Source organism: Marisediminicola antarctica (assembly GCF_009930795.1).
Classification (GTDB): Bacteria; Actinomycetota; Actinomycetes; order Actinomycetales; family Microbacteriaceae; genus Marisediminicola; species Marisediminicola antarctica.
This window is the reverse complement of record NZ_CP017146.1, coordinates 690,226-708,242: the sequence shown is the minus strand read 5'-3', so window position 1 is coordinate 708,242 and position 18,017 is coordinate 690,226. Positions and strand designations below refer to the sequence as shown.

13 protein-coding genes are annotated in these 18,017 nt (G+C 65.0%); all 13 read right to left on the bottom strand.

The features are described from left to right. Nucleotides 1-30: 30 nt before the first annotated feature. The 13 genes from BHD05_RS03325 to BHD05_RS03265 all read right to left on the bottom strand — a co-directional run bounded on the left by BHD05_RS03325 (nt 31) and on the right by BHD05_RS03265 (nt 18,014). On the bottom strand, nt 31-1,884 hold the full coding sequence (locus BHD05_RS03325) for a DUF4012 domain-containing protein (protein WP_161885171.1): 1,854 nt from the start codon (nt 1,882-1,884) through the stop codon (nt 31-33). Between the two features lie 46 nt (nt 1,885-1,930). After that, on the bottom strand, nt 1,931-3,133 hold the full coding sequence (locus BHD05_RS03320; protein ID WP_161885170.1) for a lipopolysaccharide biosynthesis protein: 1,203 nt from the start codon (nt 3,131-3,133) through the stop codon (nt 1,931-1,933). Beyond that, a complete protein-coding gene (locus BHD05_RS03315) occupies nt 3,117-4,256 on the bottom strand; it encodes a hypothetical protein (RefSeq protein ID WP_161885169.1) in 1,140 nt (379 codons plus the stop codon). Before BHD05_RS03315 ends, BHD05_RS03320 begins: the two co-directional genes overlap by 17 nt. Then, complete coding sequence (locus BHD05_RS03310) at nt 4,253-5,494, bottom strand: O-antigen ligase family protein (RefSeq protein ID WP_161885168.1); 1,242 nt, start codon at nt 5,492-5,494, stop codon at nt 4,253-4,255. Before BHD05_RS03310 ends, BHD05_RS03315 begins: the two co-directional genes overlap by 4 nt. A 19-nt stretch (nt 5,495-5,513) precedes the next feature. After that, nucleotides 5,514-6,605 carry a glycosyltransferase family 4 protein gene (locus BHD05_RS03305; RefSeq protein ID WP_161885167.1) on the bottom strand — a complete coding sequence of 364 codons (1,092 nt, stop codon included), beginning with the start codon at nt 6,603-6,605 and terminating at the stop codon, nt 5,514-5,516. After that, nucleotides 6,602-7,093 carry an acyltransferase gene (locus tag BHD05_RS16065; protein ID WP_269467586.1) on the bottom strand — a complete coding sequence of 164 codons (492 nt, stop codon included), beginning with the start codon at nt 7,091-7,093 and terminating at the stop codon, nt 6,602-6,604. The genes BHD05_RS03305 and BHD05_RS16065 overlap by 4 nt, the downstream gene beginning before the upstream one ends. Beyond that, nucleotides 7,090-8,235: a non-hydrolyzing UDP-N-acetylglucosamine 2-epimerase gene (wecB, locus tag BHD05_RS03295; protein ID WP_161885166.1), complete on the bottom strand. Its 1,146-nt coding sequence runs from the start codon at nt 8,233-8,235 to the stop codon at nt 7,090-7,092. The genes BHD05_RS16065 and wecB overlap by 4 nt, the downstream gene beginning before the upstream one ends. Further along, nucleotides 8,232-9,332 (bottom strand): polysaccharide biosynthesis C-terminal domain-containing protein, encoded by a 1,101-nt coding sequence (locus tag BHD05_RS03290; RefSeq protein ID WP_161885165.1) that lies wholly within the window; start codon nt 9,330-9,332, stop codon nt 8,232-8,234. Before BHD05_RS03290 ends, wecB begins: the two co-directional genes overlap by 4 nt. Continuing rightward, complete coding sequence (locus BHD05_RS03285; RefSeq protein WP_269467585.1) at nt 9,329-10,387, bottom strand: polysaccharide biosynthesis protein; 1,059 nt, start codon at nt 10,385-10,387, stop codon at nt 9,329-9,331. Before BHD05_RS03285 ends, BHD05_RS03290 begins: the two co-directional genes overlap by 4 nt. Then, complete coding sequence (locus tag BHD05_RS03280; RefSeq protein WP_161885164.1) at nt 10,371-11,261, bottom strand: glycosyltransferase family 4 protein; 891 nt, start codon at nt 11,259-11,261, stop codon at nt 10,371-10,373. The genes BHD05_RS03285 and BHD05_RS03280 overlap by 17 nt, the downstream gene beginning before the upstream one ends. Before the next feature lie 359 nt (nt 11,262-11,620). Next, nucleotides 11,621-13,510: an NAD-dependent epimerase/dehydratase family protein gene (locus BHD05_RS03275; protein WP_236966627.1), complete on the bottom strand. Its 1,890-nt coding sequence runs from the start codon at nt 13,508-13,510 to the stop codon at nt 11,621-11,623. 125 nt (nt 13,511-13,635) lie between these two features. Further along, nucleotides 13,636-15,474, bottom strand: a complete 1,839-nt coding sequence (locus tag BHD05_RS03270) for a polysaccharide biosynthesis protein (RefSeq protein ID WP_236966725.1) — start codon at nt 15,472-15,474, stop codon at nt 13,636-13,638. A 332-nt stretch (nt 15,475-15,806) separates the two neighbouring features. Beyond that, nucleotides 15,807-18,014 (bottom strand): DEAD/DEAH box helicase, encoded by a 2,208-nt coding sequence (locus tag BHD05_RS03265; protein WP_161885161.1) that lies wholly within the window; start codon nt 18,012-18,014, stop codon nt 15,807-15,809. Nucleotides 18,015-18,017: the final 3 nt, after the last annotated feature.

The following is an 18,017-nucleotide window of genomic DNA, read 5'->3' as shown; positions in this document are numbered from 1 at the left end:
TTCAAGCACGAAGGCCCGACTGCGGGGGTGTTACTGCGTCGCGACCGTGGTGCAGTCGAGCGTTTCGGTCGTTATCGGCGTCGGGTGCACCATCGGTGTCACCTGCGCCTCGAATCCCTTGACACCGGCCGCTTCCGGCACGAAGTCATAAGTCACTGTCGATGCGGTGCCGGGCAGGACGCTCACGATTACCTTTGCCACTGGAAAGTCGGTGTCATGGAGCATCTCGAGCTCGACGGGAAGGCCATCGACGGATGCGCCGATGATCTGCGCGCCGGGAGGTGCGTAGAGCATGACGATCATGCGCTGCACGCCTTTCTCCAACCCTTCGGCGAGGTAGTTTCCTGCAATTGACGGAGACAGGGCCTTCACATCGGCTTGGGGCAGCGTCGAGGTCAGATCGACATTCACGCGGTAGTTCGGGCGCTGATCCTCACGGCAGGTCGCGGTCGACAGGCGCACGGCCTGATTGAGGTAGTAGTTCAGCTTCGAGCCGACGTTGTCCTGAAAGTAGACGCCGACGCGCTCGGTCTTCTCGTCACTGCGCGGGATCTCCCCATTGAGTCCGTACTTGGCAAGTTGCGCCTGTTCGCCCGGTTCACTGGTGGAGTAGAGCACCCGGCGCTCCTCCCAGCCCTGGCTGAGCGCCGCCAAGAAAAGGGGGAAGTCGAGCTGACCGCTGCTCAAGGCCGTGAAGGTAGCCCCAACCGCCTCCGCGTAGACGACATCCTGCGCCACGTTGTCCACGCCGACGTTGCCACTGTTGAATCTCGCGTACACGTCATTGAGCAGCAGCGGAACCAAGCTGTCGCTGGTGAGCATGTCGCCGGTCGACAGTGTGATGGGGGCTGAGGCTCGGAGGATGTAGCCGAGGGCGACCGGATCGATCGAGATGATGGCGTCGACCTCGTAGCCGAACTCCTCAAGCCAGTTCGCTTGAACGACTTCGGCGGCGCTGGTGAAGCTGGGCCGCACAGTCGCGTTAGGGATGAACGTGCCATAGGTGCCCTGATAGAGGTCCAAGACGCCGTCGGGGACGGGCACGATCGACTCGGAGTGGATCGTGAAATTGGCGAACCCCGCCGCGCGGATCTCCGCCAGTTCGATCTTGCCCTGATCGGCCGTGATCCGAGCGAACGACAATGCGGTGCCGCCGAGAGCTCGAGACTCCGCGTTGTTCTGGAACATCACCACGTAGTTGCGAAGCCCGTCAGAGCCGAGAGCCGGTCCTACGAGTGGAAGCACTTCGGCGAGGGTGTCGGTTATCGGAGCAATCTGAGCCACCAGGCCGGCCAGCGTGTCCTTGGCTGCGGCTAGCTGAGCGACCGTTCCTGCGGTGTCGATCCCGCCGATCGCAGACGTCGCGGCGTCGACACCGGCTTTGGCGTCAAGAACGGTGGGTACGGCTCCCGTGATGAGCGAGACGTCGATAGCACCATCCTTTGGCGCGAGGGACGAGGGGTCGACGTTCTCGGCGACGCGGAGCAGCGGCGCGGCGACATCGAGCATCAGGTCGTCGGTGACGGCCGCCAGCTCACGCACGACCGTGAGGTTCGGTCCGAGTTTCGGTACGAGCTCACCCAATCGCCACACGGGATCGCTCGTCAGCCCGCGCGCGCTCTTCGTGTGGTCGGCGATCTTGCCGAACGTCGCCGTGGCGCCCTTCATGTCGAGTGCGGCGGCTTGCGCGGTGAGATCACCAGCCAGCGACTGAGCAGCCTCGAGCTCGGACTTGGCGAGCAGGGCGCGCACACCGATCCAGGTGGGCATCGCGACGGCGATGAGCAACACGCTCGCGAGCACCCAGAACCAGGGGCGTCTGACGATAGAGGCGCGCTTGCGCCGGATCCGCTGTGAATGTCGGATCGGAACGGGCTCGCGCATTGGGTCAGTCAACCACACAACGAATTGCTCCCCGCCTCGCCGCCACCTAACGGGCGTGGCGCCCAGACACTCGTCGAACCCGCCACCAGAGCGCGACGACAAGCAGAATGTTGGAGGTGAGCACCGCTAGAGAAGCCCCCACGGCGTCGCCCAGTTCGGCACCCAACCACAGCCCTGCCAACGCAAGCCCGACTTGACCCACCACGAGAAGGGACGCAGTGCGGTCGTCATTCCACGCTTGCAGGATTGTGACCAGCGCCCGGGTGCCCAGCACGACAATGACATTTGCGACGTAAAACCGTACTGGCCAGACAGCGCCGAGGTATCGGTCCGAAAACAGGAGAGGGACCCAGGAGTCAGCCGTCACAAGAATCAACCCGAGTGCGAGAATCAGTGCAACGACGATCATTCGACCTCGGCGTCCGACCGAGGGTGTCGTGCGCATTGAAGAGGATGAATAGTGGGGCAGGATGACGGCAACTAATGCCGTCGCAGCAATCCCAAGTGGGGCAGTTAAGCGGGATGCGACCGCCAGCAAACCTGCCTCGTTCTCCCCGGATACGAAAACCACGATGGTGGCGTCGAGCAGCAGCGCAGCGGGGGCAAGGCTCGCTAACCCGAGGAATCCCGATTCCCTCCAGATGGCGAGCACAGGACGGAGTTTGGCACCGGCGGCGAACGATTCCCGGCTGGGCCGCATCGCGATGAACGCACCGATACCGGTGATTACGCCGGCCGCCCCGATCGCAATGGGCAGCGTCGCATAAGTCAGAACGGACAGTTGGACTGCCACGAGGACAATCGCCAGAGCCAAGAGCTTTTCCGAGGTGAGAAATATGCCGGCAATAACGAATCGGCGCTGAGCAATGTAGTGGTTCGAAGAGCCCATGCTCACAAACACGCCACAGGCGGTGAGCAGCACTACGCCCGAGACCGGCCACAGGAAGGCTCCGACGGCTGCAAGAGCGAGTAACAGGGCTGCGACGGCAAGTCGTGCCACGGAGTCCACCCGAGCCGCCCGAAACACCTCATCGTCAGCCAACCGACTGTAACGACGAATCCGTTCGATCGGTGACCCAAAGCTCAGAGCGGCGCCGAGGAATTGGCCGATGCCGAGGAGCGCGGCCGACCGACCCCACTCGGATGGCAACAGCACGGCAATCACGATGAGCACAGCGACGCTGCCGAATACCGATGCAACGGCGTTCGCGCCCGCACTGGTCGCCAATGCCTTAAAGATCGTTGCCACCTGCCCGAGCAGACTCAGTGCTTTCTAGGCCGAGCAGCGATCGGGCGAACCCGGATTCGGGAATTGCGTCCGGATGCTTCGCCGGCGGGGCAGCCTCCCACGCCAGCTCCAGGTTCTCGGCCATCGCTGTGGCCTCGAGCACACTCTCCCACCCGGCGTCGAGGGCGCGCACGAATCCGCGTACGGACGGAGGCCCAGCTGCCACCAGCCGGGTGCCGAGAACGTGGGCCTTCCCGAGAGTCGAATTGGGCGAATGCGTCGAGTAAGCCATGACGACCGCATCCAAAGCCGCGACGGCCGCGTTCATTTCGAAATTGCTCAAAAGTCGGTTTACAATCACCAAAGCGAGATCGAGGCGGGATGTCTCGGCCCGCACCCAGTCTGCGGTGAGGCCCTGGTCGCTAACGATCGGGCCGATAATCGCAAAGCCAATTTGTGCATCTGGACGTGCCTCGAGGAACAAGGCAAGTGATTTGAGCACCATCGGAAGGTTCTTGCGATCGGTGATTGCCCCAGTCATTCCAAACCAGAAGACATCCGGATGCATTTTCAAGTTCGAGCGCAGATGGGCCGCCTCGGCGTCGATCGCTTCCCAGGAGCCGTCGGCAATAAATGGGTCTATAGCGAACGATTGCGTCGAGCTTCCTGGCGTGAACGAAGGCTCGCGGAGCCAGACCACCTCGACTCCCCGTTTAAGTGACGCAAGCCGAACCAGCGCGAGCTTGACGGCATTGCGGAATCTGCGCTGCAGCGGGGCCGGTTTTTCCCAGCGCGGATCGCGCATGATCAGCAGTCTGACTGCGCATGCGAGAGGTCGGACGCCGAGCGAAAAGGCATACCGGGTCGCCAGCTCGTCCCCATGTGGAACCACCGCCACGTCCGCCTGTGACTCCCGGGCAAGCACGTTGACCGTGGCCGGTGTAACCACACCGACCAAATCGAGCCACTGTACGCGCCCGAGTAGCCCACTCAGGTGCTTCGAAAACTCAGAACTTGCGCGCGCGCTGGGTGGCAGCGCGACAATCACGCTGTGCCCCGCCGCGAGCGCATGCTCCGCCACGACGCGCACGAAGACAAGCAGATGGCCGCTCGCGCGCTCCTCGACGATCAGGAACCGAGTCACAGCTGCGCCTCCGACTTAGCAACTCGCGAGCGGAACATAGGGTTGCGAGGAGAGTTCCCTACTGGCAGCGCAAAGATGAGCCCAAGCGCCAGCCACAGGAGCCTGTTGCCGACGATGTCGCTCGAGAATTGCGCATTTGCGAGCGCAAATAGCAGGACTGCAAGCAGTGCGGGGGCAACGGCGATCTCGTCCTTGGCCGCCTTGACCACCACCACAATCGCACTCACGATCAGGGCGACAAATGCAATCAAAGCGAAAACCCCGCCTTCGGAGCCGATCTCGAGAAATATGTTGTGCGGGTAAAGCGTGAAACCATCGGGCGTGCCGTACTCCGGAAGGTAGTTTGCAAGGTTCCCCCATCCGATCCCGAGGGGGTTCTCCATGAATGCGGTGAGCGTGCCCGCGAAGAGGTCACCCCTACCCGAATCGCCCAGTCGGAGAATCCGGCCAAGCCCGTCAGGGCTCACAACGGCGAGGACGCCGACGCCTGCGGCCCCGGTCGCAGCCAGGATGGCAACCACGCGCCCGCCTATTCGTCGGAGGAGAACAAGGACGACGACGAGCCCGCCCAGGGCGAGCACCGCCGACAAGAGCGGGCCACGGCTGCCCGTGGCGATCACACAAGCGAGAGCCACCAAGGCCGCGGTCAGCAGGACCCATCGGCTTCGACCCAGCAGACGCCAGTGTGTCATCGAGACTGCGACCGCTATCACGGCAAGAAGCGCACAGCTGCGGGCAACCGCAATAGGGTTCAAATCGAACACCGAGAATCGACCGCTCGATGTCGGCTCCCCGAATACAAACAGGAGAACCGTCAACACCGCCGAGCTTGCGCCGATAAGAAGGAGCACCAACCGGTAGGGCACAGTTGGTCTCCGGAACGCCGAGGGTGCCACCATCAGAATCGCCGCGATTCCGAACGCAAGCGCCTTCGTGATGCCATACCCATTCAACGGTGCCACGAAGAAAGCCGGCACGGCCGCCAGACAAAACAAAAGCACGAACTCCGCGCACCGAAGACGGCCGATGACGATTCGCACGCCGAGCGCAACGAAGAGAATGCAAACAGCGAGCGATACAAGCAGATAGTCGATCGGACCCGCGTCCTGCACGACCGCTGGCAGGATTAGGTTGCCAAAACCCACCGCGACTAGTGCCGTCGCGAGCACTGGGTCGGCACCACCGGGCCGGAGCTTTTGAGCAGCCGCCACAAAACCCGCCCTCAGATCAGGGCGCAATCGAGCAACATTGTTTTTCCTAATCACCACGTAGGGCCTGCTCGATTCGTCGTGTCTGAACGGCAGGCGACCAACGAGTCTCCACCTCCGCGCGGCACCGCACAGCAATACCATCGCGGTCCGTCGCAACCATCCTCAACCATCGGGAGATCTCGTCTGCGAGTGCGCTGACTTTTCCTTGGGCAAACAGGCCCCCAGTGACCCCATCGCGCACCGCCTCCCACTCTGGCATCTGCGTGTAGGCGTCACCGTCTGTCACCACGGGAACTCCGTGGTGAAGACTCTGTATTGCGGTCAAACCCACAGCAGAAGGGACCACCGTCACGAGAATCTCGGTGTACAGCCGGGCCACTGCATCACGGTCATAGATGGCCCCGAGAAAACGCACATCGACGCCGAGGCCACTTGCCAGATGCTCCAGGCCCCCTCGCGCTGGCCCTTCGCCGACCAATACGACAGTGATTGGATCGCCCCGCCTTTTGAGCTCGGCGGCCGCTCGAATGAGTAAGTCGAGACGCTTGACTTGATTCAAGCGAATAACCGCGCCAACAATTGGGAACGCCGACTTGACGGACGCGTCGCCCTCCATCCGCCTTTCCCCTAGCCGAGGTGGAGAGACATGACTGTTCCCAATCACAACCATCCGCGCTTGCGGGTAGCCGTGCATCACCCCAAGAGAACGCGCCGTCTCCCCGTAGAGAAGCAGTTTGTTCGCTAGACGATAGAAGGCCAACCGAATCAAGCGCTTCAACCCGGCCTCTGGGTTGTGCCATCCGATGGTCCAATAGAAGACCTTGGCGCCACGGGCTCGAAGGATGCCTGCGGCCACCCATGTCGACAGGTGCGACACGTCACCTAAAAAGATCACGATCTCGTACTTATTCTTGGCAATGTGCGGCAGCAGACCTCTTTGCCAGGTGGCACTCCCGATGCGGGTTGTTCGAACCAAGACGTGTCTCTTAACCACGGACGGGGGAAGCACGGGCACGCCATTGTCGCTGGAGACATCCGACGCGAAGGTGTACTCAAACTCGTCAGAGGCATCCAGCCCAGTGAACACGCCATACCGATAGCTCGGCATGAACGGGTAGACGATCAGGGCCGATGTCACTTCTCGGCACGATTTCGAATGGGGCGAGCAGGGCGGCCCACACACACGGTGTTGGGTGGCAAGTCTCGCGTTACCAGGGAGCCGGCGCCAACAATGGTCCCCTGTCCGATCGTCACATTACCGAGAATGATTGTCCCGAAGCCGATCAGGTTGTCCCCTTCCAGGCGCACCAATGCGCGCGGCAAAAGTTTCTGATCCTGAATCGTCATGCCCAACTCATCGAACGAATGATCGTTCCCGATGAACGAGACACTCGACGAAATCATGACGTCGTTGCCGATCTCGACATGATCGTGGGTTACGAAATCCGAACCGATGTTCACCCGGGAGCCTGCCCTGATCGATGCGCCGCGTGCGACTCGGGCGCGCGGCCCAACAACGAATTCCCGACCCACAGCCAAGTGTCCGCCCGCTTTGATCCACAGCACGACGTGCCGGCACCGGCGCACTGCACGCACGCCACTTGTCGACAAAATTGCTTTGATCACGAGTGACTGCCTCCTCTCCGAATGCCTGTGCGCGCGTGGTGCGTCATCGCCGTCGACCGTATAAAGCTCACGGCGCGGCGCGACGCGTCGTCTATGAGGTACTCGGCGGGCACGGTGGCAGGCCCATCCTCCTCGAACTGTCGTAGCGTCATGGCGACGGCCTCGAGCACGCTGTCCGCCTCAACGCCAGAGGTGATGGTGACGCCGGTGTCGATGGCCTCGGGGCGCTCGATCGCGTCGCGCAGTGAGACTCCCGGGAAGCCCAGGATGGCCGATTCTTCGCTGATGGTGCCGCTGTCCGAGAGCACGACCTTTGCCGACTTCTGCAGCCGCACGTAGTCGTTGAAGCCGAACGGTGGGTGGAAAGTGAGTTTGCCCTTGAGCTCCTCGGACTGGTCCTCCAACCGCTTGCGCGTTCGCGGGTGAGTCGACACGAGCACGGGCAGTGCGTAGGCGTCGGCGAGCTGGCCGAGCGCACCGAGCACCGCCGCGAGGCGTGTCGGGTTGTCGACGTTCTCCTCCCGGTGCAGGCTGACGAGGAAGTACCCGCCGCGCTCCAGTCCCTGCTCGGCGAGCACGTCACTCGCGTCGATCGCCGCCGCGTTCGCCTCGAGCACCTCGCGCATCGGGGATCCCGTCAGCAGGATGCGCGACGGATGAATCCCCTCAGCGAGGAGGTTGCGCCGCGCGTGCTCCGTGTAGACGAGGTTGTAGTCGGAAACATGGTCGACCATGCGGCGGTTGGTCTCCTCCGGCACGTTCTCGTCGAACGAGCGATTGCCCGCCTCCATGTGGTAGACGGGAATCTTCATCCGCTTGGCCATGAGAGCCGAGATGCAGCTGTTCGTGTCGCCGAGCACGACCATCGCGTCGGGACGCTCCGCCTCGAGCACCGCCTCCACCTTCGCAAGAATCGATCCGAGCACGGCGCCAAGAGAGCTGGTGTCGGCATTGAGAAAATGGTCCGGAGCGCGCAGCCCGAGATCTTTGAAGAAGACCTCATTGAGCTGATGGTCGTAGTTCTGCCCGGTGTGCACGAGCACGTGGTTCGTGTACTTGTCCAGGCGCTTGATGGTCGCCGCGAGGCGGATGATTTCGGGACGGGTGCCGACGACCGTCACAACCTTGAGTTGGGCGTTCATGCGTTCACTGCCTCCGCGATGGTGTCTGGGTTCTCGGTGTCAAAGATGTCATTCGTCCAGAACGACGTGTATAGCAGGTCTGATCCGGTGTTGGTGATCTTGTGCGACCACATGGTCGGCATGTCGACGGCGACGGGTGCGTCACCGGTGACGCGAAACTCGTGCACCTCGTCGGTGAACAGCTTGCGCAGCGCGATCGTGGCGCTGCCGGAGAGCACTGTGAACCGCTCGATCTTGCGGCGGTGAAAGTGATCGCCGCGGCTGATGCCAGGCACGGTCGTCGAGAACGACGACTGCCCGCAACCGCCGCGCGACCGGATGATCTCGAAGAACGAGCCCCGGTCATCGGCGTGCCGCGTCAGGCGCACGGGCGCCTGGTCGGGGAACGTGTAGGAGCGGTAGGTGTTGAACAGGTCGCGATCGAACTTGCCCGCGACATCCGGGATCTCCCCGCGCCTATAGGCGGCGGCGATGCCCTGCAGCCGGTCGAGCAGCCCAGCCACGGTGTCGTGCGCGCTGAGCCGTTCGAGTTCTCCGGGGTCCGGCGCGCCGATCAGGAGGTCGGCCGCGTCCTGCGCGTGCAGGAGGGTCAGTTCGCGGTCGTGCTCGACGCTGGGCGTCTCGCCCTGGGCGAGGAGATGGCTGAAGGTGGCGGTCGCAGCGTTGTAGAAAGGGCGGCCGTGCTCGCCAAAGAGGTTGGGCAGTCGCAGGTCGGAGAAGTTCGCCCCGACCTTCTCGGCGGCCGTGCGCACGATCTGCGCGGCCGCGGCCTTCGCTTCGCCGTAGACGCTGCCGTTCGCGGCCTGCGTGGAGTTCGCGAAGACGACCTCCCGGGGCGGATGCTCGGCGAGCAGGAGCGCGGAGGCGACCTGCTCGGCGAAGCGCAGGTTGCCGTCGCGCACGTCGTCATCGCTGGCGCGGTTGACTCCGGCAAGGTGGATGAGGCGGTAACTGCCGGAGATCGCGCTCGCAGCGGACGTCGCGTCGAACGCATCGCCGACCGCGATGGCCGAAGCATCCAAGCCCTGTTCGCGCAGCGCGGCGCGGGTGTGCCAGCCGAGGAAGCCGTGCGCTCCGGTTAGTGCGATGCCTGTCACGCAGTCGCACGTTCCGCAGTGATGCCGGCGAGCGCGAGTTCGGCATGGATCTCGGGGAGGGTAAGCAGCAGTTCCTTGATCTCGCGCACACTCATCCGATCGACCGTGTGCGAGTCGTAGTCGTCGTAGCGGGCAACGGCCGTGTCCCCCTCCTCCACATACACGCTGTAGTTGAGGTCGCGGTTGTCGGCTTGAATGCGGAAGTAGGCACCCATGTCCTGCGCCCGGGAGAGCTCCTCACGGGTCGCGAGGGCCTCCGAAAGCTTCTCCGCATGCCGGGTGCCGATCACCTCGACTCGTGCGTTCGACTCGAACAGGCTGATGGTCGCGAGAGCGAGGTCCCCGACGGAGCAGGCCTTCGCCTTGCGAATGAACAGGTCCCCCTGGTCTGCCTGCTGGAAGGCGAACTCGACAAGGTCGACAGAATCGGCCAGGGACATCATGAATCGGGTCATGTCCGGGTTTGTCACCGTGAGGTTCTTGCCGGCCTTGAGCTGGCGAATGAACAGCGGGATGACCGAGCCGCGGGAGTACATGACGTTGCCATAGCGCACGCACGACACGGTCGTGTCGGCGTTGGGATTGTTGAGGCCATGCGACTGCGCGACCTTCTCCATCATGGCCTTGCTCATGCCCATCGCGTTGACGGGGTAAACGGCCTTGTCTGTGCTCAGGCAGACAACGGAGGAGACACCAGCGTGGTCCGCCGCGCGCACCACGTTCTCGCTTCCCTGCACGTTGGTCCTGACCGCCTCCATCGGGAAGAACTCGCACGACGGGACCTGCTTCAGGGCGGCGGCATGGAACACATAGTCGACGTCGCGCATGGCCCGCTCGACGCTCAGGTAGTCGCGGATGTCTCCGACGTAAAAGCGCAGGCGGGCATCGGGCAGCTCGTGGCGCATGAGGTCCTGCTTTGCCTCGTCCCGACTGAGGATGCGAATCTCGGCGACATCGCGCATCAACAGCTTTTCAGTGACGGTGTGTCCGAACGAGCCGGTGCCGCCGGTGATAAGAACTCGCTTGCCTCGGTAGTCGTTAATGCTGGTGTTCACGGAGCGTCCCTTTCAATGCCTCAACAACCTTGCCGGCGGCCACCTGTGCAGACAGGTTCGCGTCGTAGTACCTTCGTCCCCGCGCGGCCATCAACTGGCGTTCAGCCGGCGTCATGTTCGCCAACGCGAGAACGGCGTCCGACATCCCGTCGGCATCGCCCGGTTCGACAACCATCGCCGCACCCGAGTCTCGCAGCATCGTCGCTCCGTCGCCCGCAATGTGTCCAATAATCGGAACTTCCGAGGCGAGCAATGATGCAATCTTGCTGGGCGTGGTGTGCCGCAGAAACTGCGTTGCTGCCAACGACACCAGTTGCGCGTCAGCCCCGGCCATCATGCTCGGCACGTCTTCCTTCGCGACTCGCCCGTGAAAAACGACGTTCGTGAGCCCCAGCTCGCGTGCGGAACTTTCGAGCCTGTCGCGGGAGATGCCGTCACCAACGATGGCGAACCGGATGTGACGGCGGGAAGCCATTCGGCGGGCAACCTCGATGAGGGTGTCGAGCCCTTGGACTTCGCCAATCGCCCCCACATACATCAGAGTGAAAAGGTCTGCGTCGGCTTTCTCGACACCGTGCCCCCGGATGTCCCCCACAGGGCGAAACAGGCTCTCGTCGGTTGGATTCGGAACGTAGACGATCTTCGCCGGGTCGATTTCAGGGTTCCTGCCGAGTATGAGTTCGCGCACGCTGGGCGAGATCACCCCGATGACAGCGGCACGGTCTTCCGTCGCCTTGACTATCCGCCGGACTACCGCGGCTGCCGCGCTACCGAGCCGTCCAGCGGGGAACATACCGCTCTCGATGAGCGAGTCCGGCCACAGGTCCTGCACATGCAGGAAGTAGGGAGTCCGTCCCCAGCGGGAATGGGCCATGAGCGGGATGCTCACCGTAGCTGGCGAGTTGTACACCCAGATTGCATCCGCGCCCCGGAGCGCATCGCCGCCGAATGCCGTGGCCGAGCCCGCGAAACTCGCATAATTAGCCACTCGTCCGAGCGACGAGGAACTGTGATTCGGGTACAGCGGCACGCGAGTCAGAGCGAGCCCCTGGTCTCGCGACACTCCACGCATCCGCTGACGGTAGCCGGGGTAGAGCTTGCCCTGCGGATAGTTCGGGTAGCCAGTGAGCACCCTCACGGAGTGGCCTGCGCTCACGAACTCGCGTGCGAACACGCCGGGTAGTGCCGCGGGGCCGGGTTCCGGATCGAACCATTGGGAAAGCATTCCGATTCTCATTGTCGGCTCGCCTCGACCGCTCTGCCCCGAAGTACGTCCGCCACGCGGCCGGTCTCCGTCTCGCTGAACCCCGCCGAGCGCGCCCAGGTCGCGTTCTGGGCCTGGCCCATCCACATGACTTCGACCCGACGCACGATGCCGCGCAGAGGGGGCGCAACCGACCCGGCAGCGAAACCGACCGCGAGCACCGCTCGGCAGACGGCGAGCGGCAGCATTGTGGGTGTGCGCCCGCCGGCCAGCTCGAGCACGTGGGAGGTGGTGAGCCCCTCCCACGGCTGAAGCACGATGGTCGGCACCGAGTGGCGATGCGCCCCGACCTCTGCCACGAAGTCCACCAACCCGCGCACCGAGCTCACGACCGACGGCCGGTTGCCGGGTCGCGCGACGGAGGCGATCGGCGAGGTCGCCACGCGGCGAAGCTGAACGGTAGTCGCGCGATCCAAACCCTGCACCGAGGTCGCGCGCACAATCACCACCTCCGGCGAGTCGTCGCTATCAAATTCCGCCAGGTAGGCGAGCAGCGCTCCTTCGCCGACGGCCTTCGAGCGAGAGTACGGCGAGAATGGCCGGGTCGCGGCGGATTCGTCGAGCACCTCACATCTCCCCTGCACTGCGGCCGAACTGAGGTGGATGTATCGAGCGCAGCCCGCGGCGTTCGCGGCCCGCGCGATCACGACCGGCAACAACGTGTTGGCGCCAAAGAGCGAGGCATCCGCGCCTGAATCGGGCGCGGCCAGTCCAGCGGCATTCACGACGACGGCGACTCCCGAGAGTCGTCGGCCGAGTGACTCGAGTTCGTGGCTGTGGCGATCGGACTCTGCAACCACGGCATCAATCTCGGATGACGGGTCAAGAAGAAGGCGGGGCGCGGCAATCTGCACCACTTCGAGCCCTCGCCCCGTCAGCTCCTCAACGAGCGCTGAGCCGATGAACCCGGAGGCCCCCACGACCGCCCACCGCGGCGAAAGACCAGCCCCGGCCCGAGAAGGGAGCGCCGATTCCACCAGCGGCGGGGAGTCGATACGAATCTCAGCGCCAACACTGCGTGCCGCAAGCTGCGGGGCCCACAAGTAGGCACCGATCACGAGCGCCATTCCCACTGCCCCGACGGCGCCGGCACGAGGACCCACGAGGCTGAGAAGCCCCGCGAACGACGTGGCCGCAGTCGCCACCGTCACCACTGTCGCGACCTGGAGGTGCGACAGCCGCTGGTCGCAGAGCCGCTGATAGGTATGGCTGCGGTGCGCCTCAGACCAACGATCCCCTCGCACGACGCGACGCACGAGTGTCACGCCGGTGTCGGCGAGGTAGATGGCCAGCGGGCCGAGTACGGCGAGCACAGGCACGCCGTTCGCGAGTGCCGCGACGGCGACGACCGCGATCCCACCGCCGAGCAGGTAGCTGCCGACATCGCCGAGGAACATCCCCCCACGAAGCAGGTTCCACGGCAGAAACGCGGCAAAGACGACGGCGAGCAGGAGCCCCGCGGTGACCAGCCACGGCAGGGCGAGGATCCCGCCGATAAGTGCAAAGGCTCCGCCGCCGACGGCCCCATGGAGACCGGAGATCCCATCGATTCCGTCCATGAAGTTCGCCGCGTTGACGTACGCGGCGATGGCAGCCGCGAAGATCGGGACAAGCCACAACGGCCCATCTGCCAGCGTGACGACAGCACAGGCGCCGACCAGGCCGATGACGATCTGCGCGGACGCGCGCACCCTGATCGGCAGACCACGCGTGTCCTCGATCAGCCCCAGTGCGCCGGCCGCGACGGAGACCGCCAGGAGCACGAGCAGAATGGCCCTGTCTGCGGGGTCAGATGCGAGCACAATCGAATACCCGATGACGATGGCAACCAGGGGGGCGAGGCCGACGCCGCGAATCACGGGCCGTGTGTGGGATGACCGTTCGTTGGGTACGTCGATCACGCCCAGGCGCTGCAGGAGAGGGCGGACTGCAAAAGGGGCCACCAGACTCGAAACACAAGCGACAGCCACCGCAACGACGGTCGTCATGTCCAGGAGCCACCGGCAATCGGTGAGCCCGCAAACCCTGCTACCGACGCGGCTCGGCAACGCGCTTCCCACTGGGCCCTATCCAAGTCCAGCGGGTCGATCCAGTCGATCGACGTGTGCGAGATCTGCGGGTGGATCGGGCGATGGTCCGTCTCGCCCACACCGATGAGCTCTTCATGCAGCTTCTCGCCGGGACGCAGGCCCGTGTAGACGATGGCGATGTCTTTGCCCGACATGTCGATCATGCGCTGCGCGACATCGAGGATGCGCACGGGCTCTCCCATGTCGAGGATCAGCACCTCGCCGGGACGCCCGATTCCGCCGGCCTGCACCACGAGCTGGCAGGCCTCCGGGATCGTCATGAAGAAGCGCGTCACGTCGCGGTGGGTGATGGTGAGCGGTCCGCCGGCCTCGATGATGGAGGTAAAGATCGGCAGCATCGAGCCGCGGCTGCCGATCACGTTGCCGAAGCGCACCGACAGGTAGCGCAGTCCGGTCTTCTGCGCCGACCAGGCGGTGAGCTTCTCGGCCACGCGCTTCGAGTGGCCGAGCACGCTCGTCGGGTTCGCCGCCTTGTCGGTGGAGATGTTCACGAAGGTGCCCACGTTGACGGCCTCGGCCGCCTCGAGCACGTTGCGCGTGCCGAGCACGTTCGACTTCCACGCCTCGTCGGGGTACTGCTCGAGCATGGGCAGGTGCTTGAGGGCCGCGGCGTGGAAGACCACGTCGGGCCGGCGCTCCTCGAAGATGCGCTCGAGGGCATCCCGATCGCGGATCGAGGCGAGCACGACGTCGCGGGTATCGAGCAGCCCGTGCCCGAGAATCGACAGCTGGGTGCTCTGCAGCCCGGTCTCGTCGTGGTCGAGCATGATGAGCTCGCTCGGACCGAACCGGGAGATCTGTCGGCACAGCTCCGAGCCGATCGACCCGCCGGCACCGGTGACGAGAACCCGCATGCCCTGCAGGTAGCCTGCGATCGACTCGACCTCGGTGTCGACCGGATGCCGGCCGATGAGGTCTTCGATCGAGACATCGCGCAGGTCTTTCAACCGCGACTTGCCGTCGAGCACCTCCTCGAGCGGCGGGAGCACCTTCACGGCGACGCCTACGTGAAGCGCGGCATCCGAAATCTCCCGCAGCAGGGTCGAATCCGCTCTCCCGATCGCCACCACGAGCACCGTCGCCCGAGTGGTCCGCACTGCGTAGGCGAGGTCGAGCACCGTTCCCTGCACCCGGATGCCGTGGAGCCAGAGATTGCGCTTCTTGGGGTCATCGTCGAGAAGCCCCACCGGCAGGTAGGGGGATTCGCGGTCGGTGACCATGCGACGCACGATGGTGGACCCGAGGTAGCCCGCGCCGTAGACGAGCGCGCGGTCGGTGTGGCCCAAGGGGCGGTTCGCCCGCTCAAGGATGAGCCTCTTCACGTAGCGCACGACGCCCATCGCGAGAAACGCGATGGGCGCAGCTATGAAGATCGTGCTTCGCGGGATCTCGAATGTCGGACCCAGCCCGAGAAGCGGAAACGCCAAAATCGTGGTGGTCAGCAGAACCACGAACGAGAGAGCGCGCACCTCGGCGAAGCTGCCGTAGGGGTGTCGCCCCCGGTAGAGATAGAAGAGGAAGCCTGCCCCGAACTGGAGCGCGCTGGCGGCGATGCACAGGAGGAGGATCGAGATCCAGTTGATACGGTCGACGGCGAAGTCGTAACGCAGCAATACGGCCAGAAGTATCGAGGCGGTCCACGCCACGGCGTCGAACGCGTACTGCGTGCCGAATCTCGTCAGCGGACCGTTGCTGTACAGCGACTGCATCTTGCCCATCGCGTAGTCGCTCATCGCCATGCGGACCTCCCGCCGAGGCGCGCGAAGGGGCTTTCGCCGCCTGCGGCACCCGCACAATCCACGTGATGATCCTCAATGTCGTCGCCATGCCACAGAAACGTGTTGCATCCGCGTCATCGCCAAGGACCCGGCCCGCCCATGCGCCCCTCTGGTCTTCCCGATCCACGAACGGCGCGCTGTGAACGACACTACAGATCAAACGGTGCCCCCGAGGGCGCAACAGGGGTTGCAGCACGCTCTGGGGCGTGAAGAGACCTCGTAACCGCCCCCGCGCACGAAAAAGGCGCCCGCCCCGAGGGGACGAGCGCCTTTTCAGTGAGCGCAGGTTACAGCGCGGCGAGCTCGTCGAGCAGCGCGTCGCCGGGGCGAGCGGCGACCGACGTGGCGCGGATCTCGGCGCGGCCGAGCAGCTCGTCCATGCGACGCTTGCGCGACTTGGAGACGAGCGTGACGACGGTTCCGACCTTGCCCGCGCGACCCGTACGGCCGGCGCGGTGCAGGTACGACTTGTACTCGTCTGGTGCGTCGGCCTGGATCACCAAGGTGATGTCATCCACGTGGATGCCGCGGGCCGCGACGTCCGTCGCGACGAGCACGTTGACGCGGCCGCTGGTGAGCAGCTGCAGGTTGCGGGTACGGCGCGACTGGTTGAGGTCACCGTGCAGCGACGTGGCGGGAACGCCGGCGTCTTCGAGCTGGTCGGCGAGCTCCTCGGCGAACGCACGGGTGCGGGCGAAGATGAGGGTCTTGCCTGCACCGGATGCGAGCTGCTCGATGATCGCGCGCTTGTCGCGCTGCTCGATGAGCAGAACCTTGTGGTCGATCGTGGAGGAGGCCTGGTCTTCACCGGCGACCTCGTGCACGGCCGGGTCCTTGAGGAACTGCTTGACGAGCGTCGCGACGCCCTTGTCGAGCGTGGCCGAGAAGAGCAGCTTCTGGCCGCCCTTCGCGGTCGAGGTCAGGATGCGCTGGACGGGCTCGAGGAACCCGAGGTCGCACATGTGGTCGGCCTCGTCGAGAACGGTGACGATGACCTCGCTGAGGTCGAGGCGTCCCTGCTCGATGAGGTCTTCGACGCGGCCAGGGGTCGCGATGACGATGTCGACGCCGCGCTGCAGGGTGGAGACCTGCTTGAACTGCGGCACTCCGCCGACGATGGTCGTGGTGAACAGGCCGACCGAGCGGGCGATCGGCTCGACGGTACGGTTGATCTGCATCGCGAGCTCACGGGTCGGGGCGAGGATCAGCGCGCGGGGCTTGCGGCCCGGCTTGCGTCCCTTGCCGCCGTTGTTCTCCATTAGGCGCTCGACGAGAGGAGCGCCGAAGGCGATCGTCTTGCCGGAGCCGGTCTTGCCGCGACCGAGCACGTCCTTGCCGGCGAGCACATCCGGAATCGTCGCGGCCTGGATCGGGAACGGCGCGGCCGCTCCCATCGTGGCCAGCTGGCGGGTGATGTTGTCGCCGAGGCCGAGGTCGCCGAAGGTCTTGCCCTCGACGTCACCGGCGGTGATCACCTTGGCTTCGAGGCGCTCGAGCACCACGTCTTCGTGCGGGCCGCTCTTGGCGTCGCGGCTCGGGTACAGGTCGGACGTGCGGCGCTGGGGACGCTCGTCGAAGTTGTTGCGCGGCGCACGGTCTTCCCAGGCGCGCTTCGGACGGTCGTCCTGCGAGGGACGGTCGTTGTACGACGGACGCTCGGTGCGAGCCGGACGGTCGTTGTAGGAGGGACGCTCAGTGCGGGCAGAGCGGTCGCTGTAGGACGAGCGCTCCGGGCGGTCGCCGTAGCTCGGGCGCTCGGTGCGCTCGGGGCGGTCTCCGTAGCTCGGACGCTCGGTGCGAGCCGAGCGGTCGCCGTAGGACGAGCGCTCCGGGCGGTCGCCGTAAGAGGGACGCTCGGTGCGCTGCGGGCGGTCGCGGTCGTTGAAGTTGGTGCGCGGGGCACGGTCGTTCGTGGCCGGGCGGTCGCCGTGCGACGGGCGCTCGGTGCGCTGCGGGCGGTCGCCATAGCTCGGGCGCTCGGTGCGGGCCGGACGGTCGTTGTAGCTGGGGCGCTCGGTGCGCTCGCCGTACGACGGGCGCTCGGTCCGCTGCGGGCGGTCACCGTACGACGGACGCTCGGTCCGCTGCGCGCGATCTCCGTAGGACGGGCGGTCGTTGCGCTGCGGACGGTCGCCGTACGAAGGGCGGTCGTTGCGCTGCGGACGATCGCCGTACGACGGGCGGTCGTTGCTGCGCGGGGCGCGGTCGTTGGTGTTCGGGCGGTCGTTGCGCTGCGGACGGTCACCGGAGCCGCCGCGGTTCGGGCGGTCGTTGTAGGCGGGACGCTCGCGCGGGTTCCAGTCGGGACGGCGGTCGTTCGATGCGGGACGGTCTCCGCTGCGCGCGGCGCGGTCGTTGTTGGTCCAGCGCTTCTTGGCGGGAGCGGCGTCGCCGTGGAATCCACGGTGGCCTTCGCTGCGGCTGCCGGGGGCAGACGAGGAGGCCGGCTTGCGCGACTCAAACTTGTTGTTGTTCGGCTTCTTGTAATCAGGCATTAA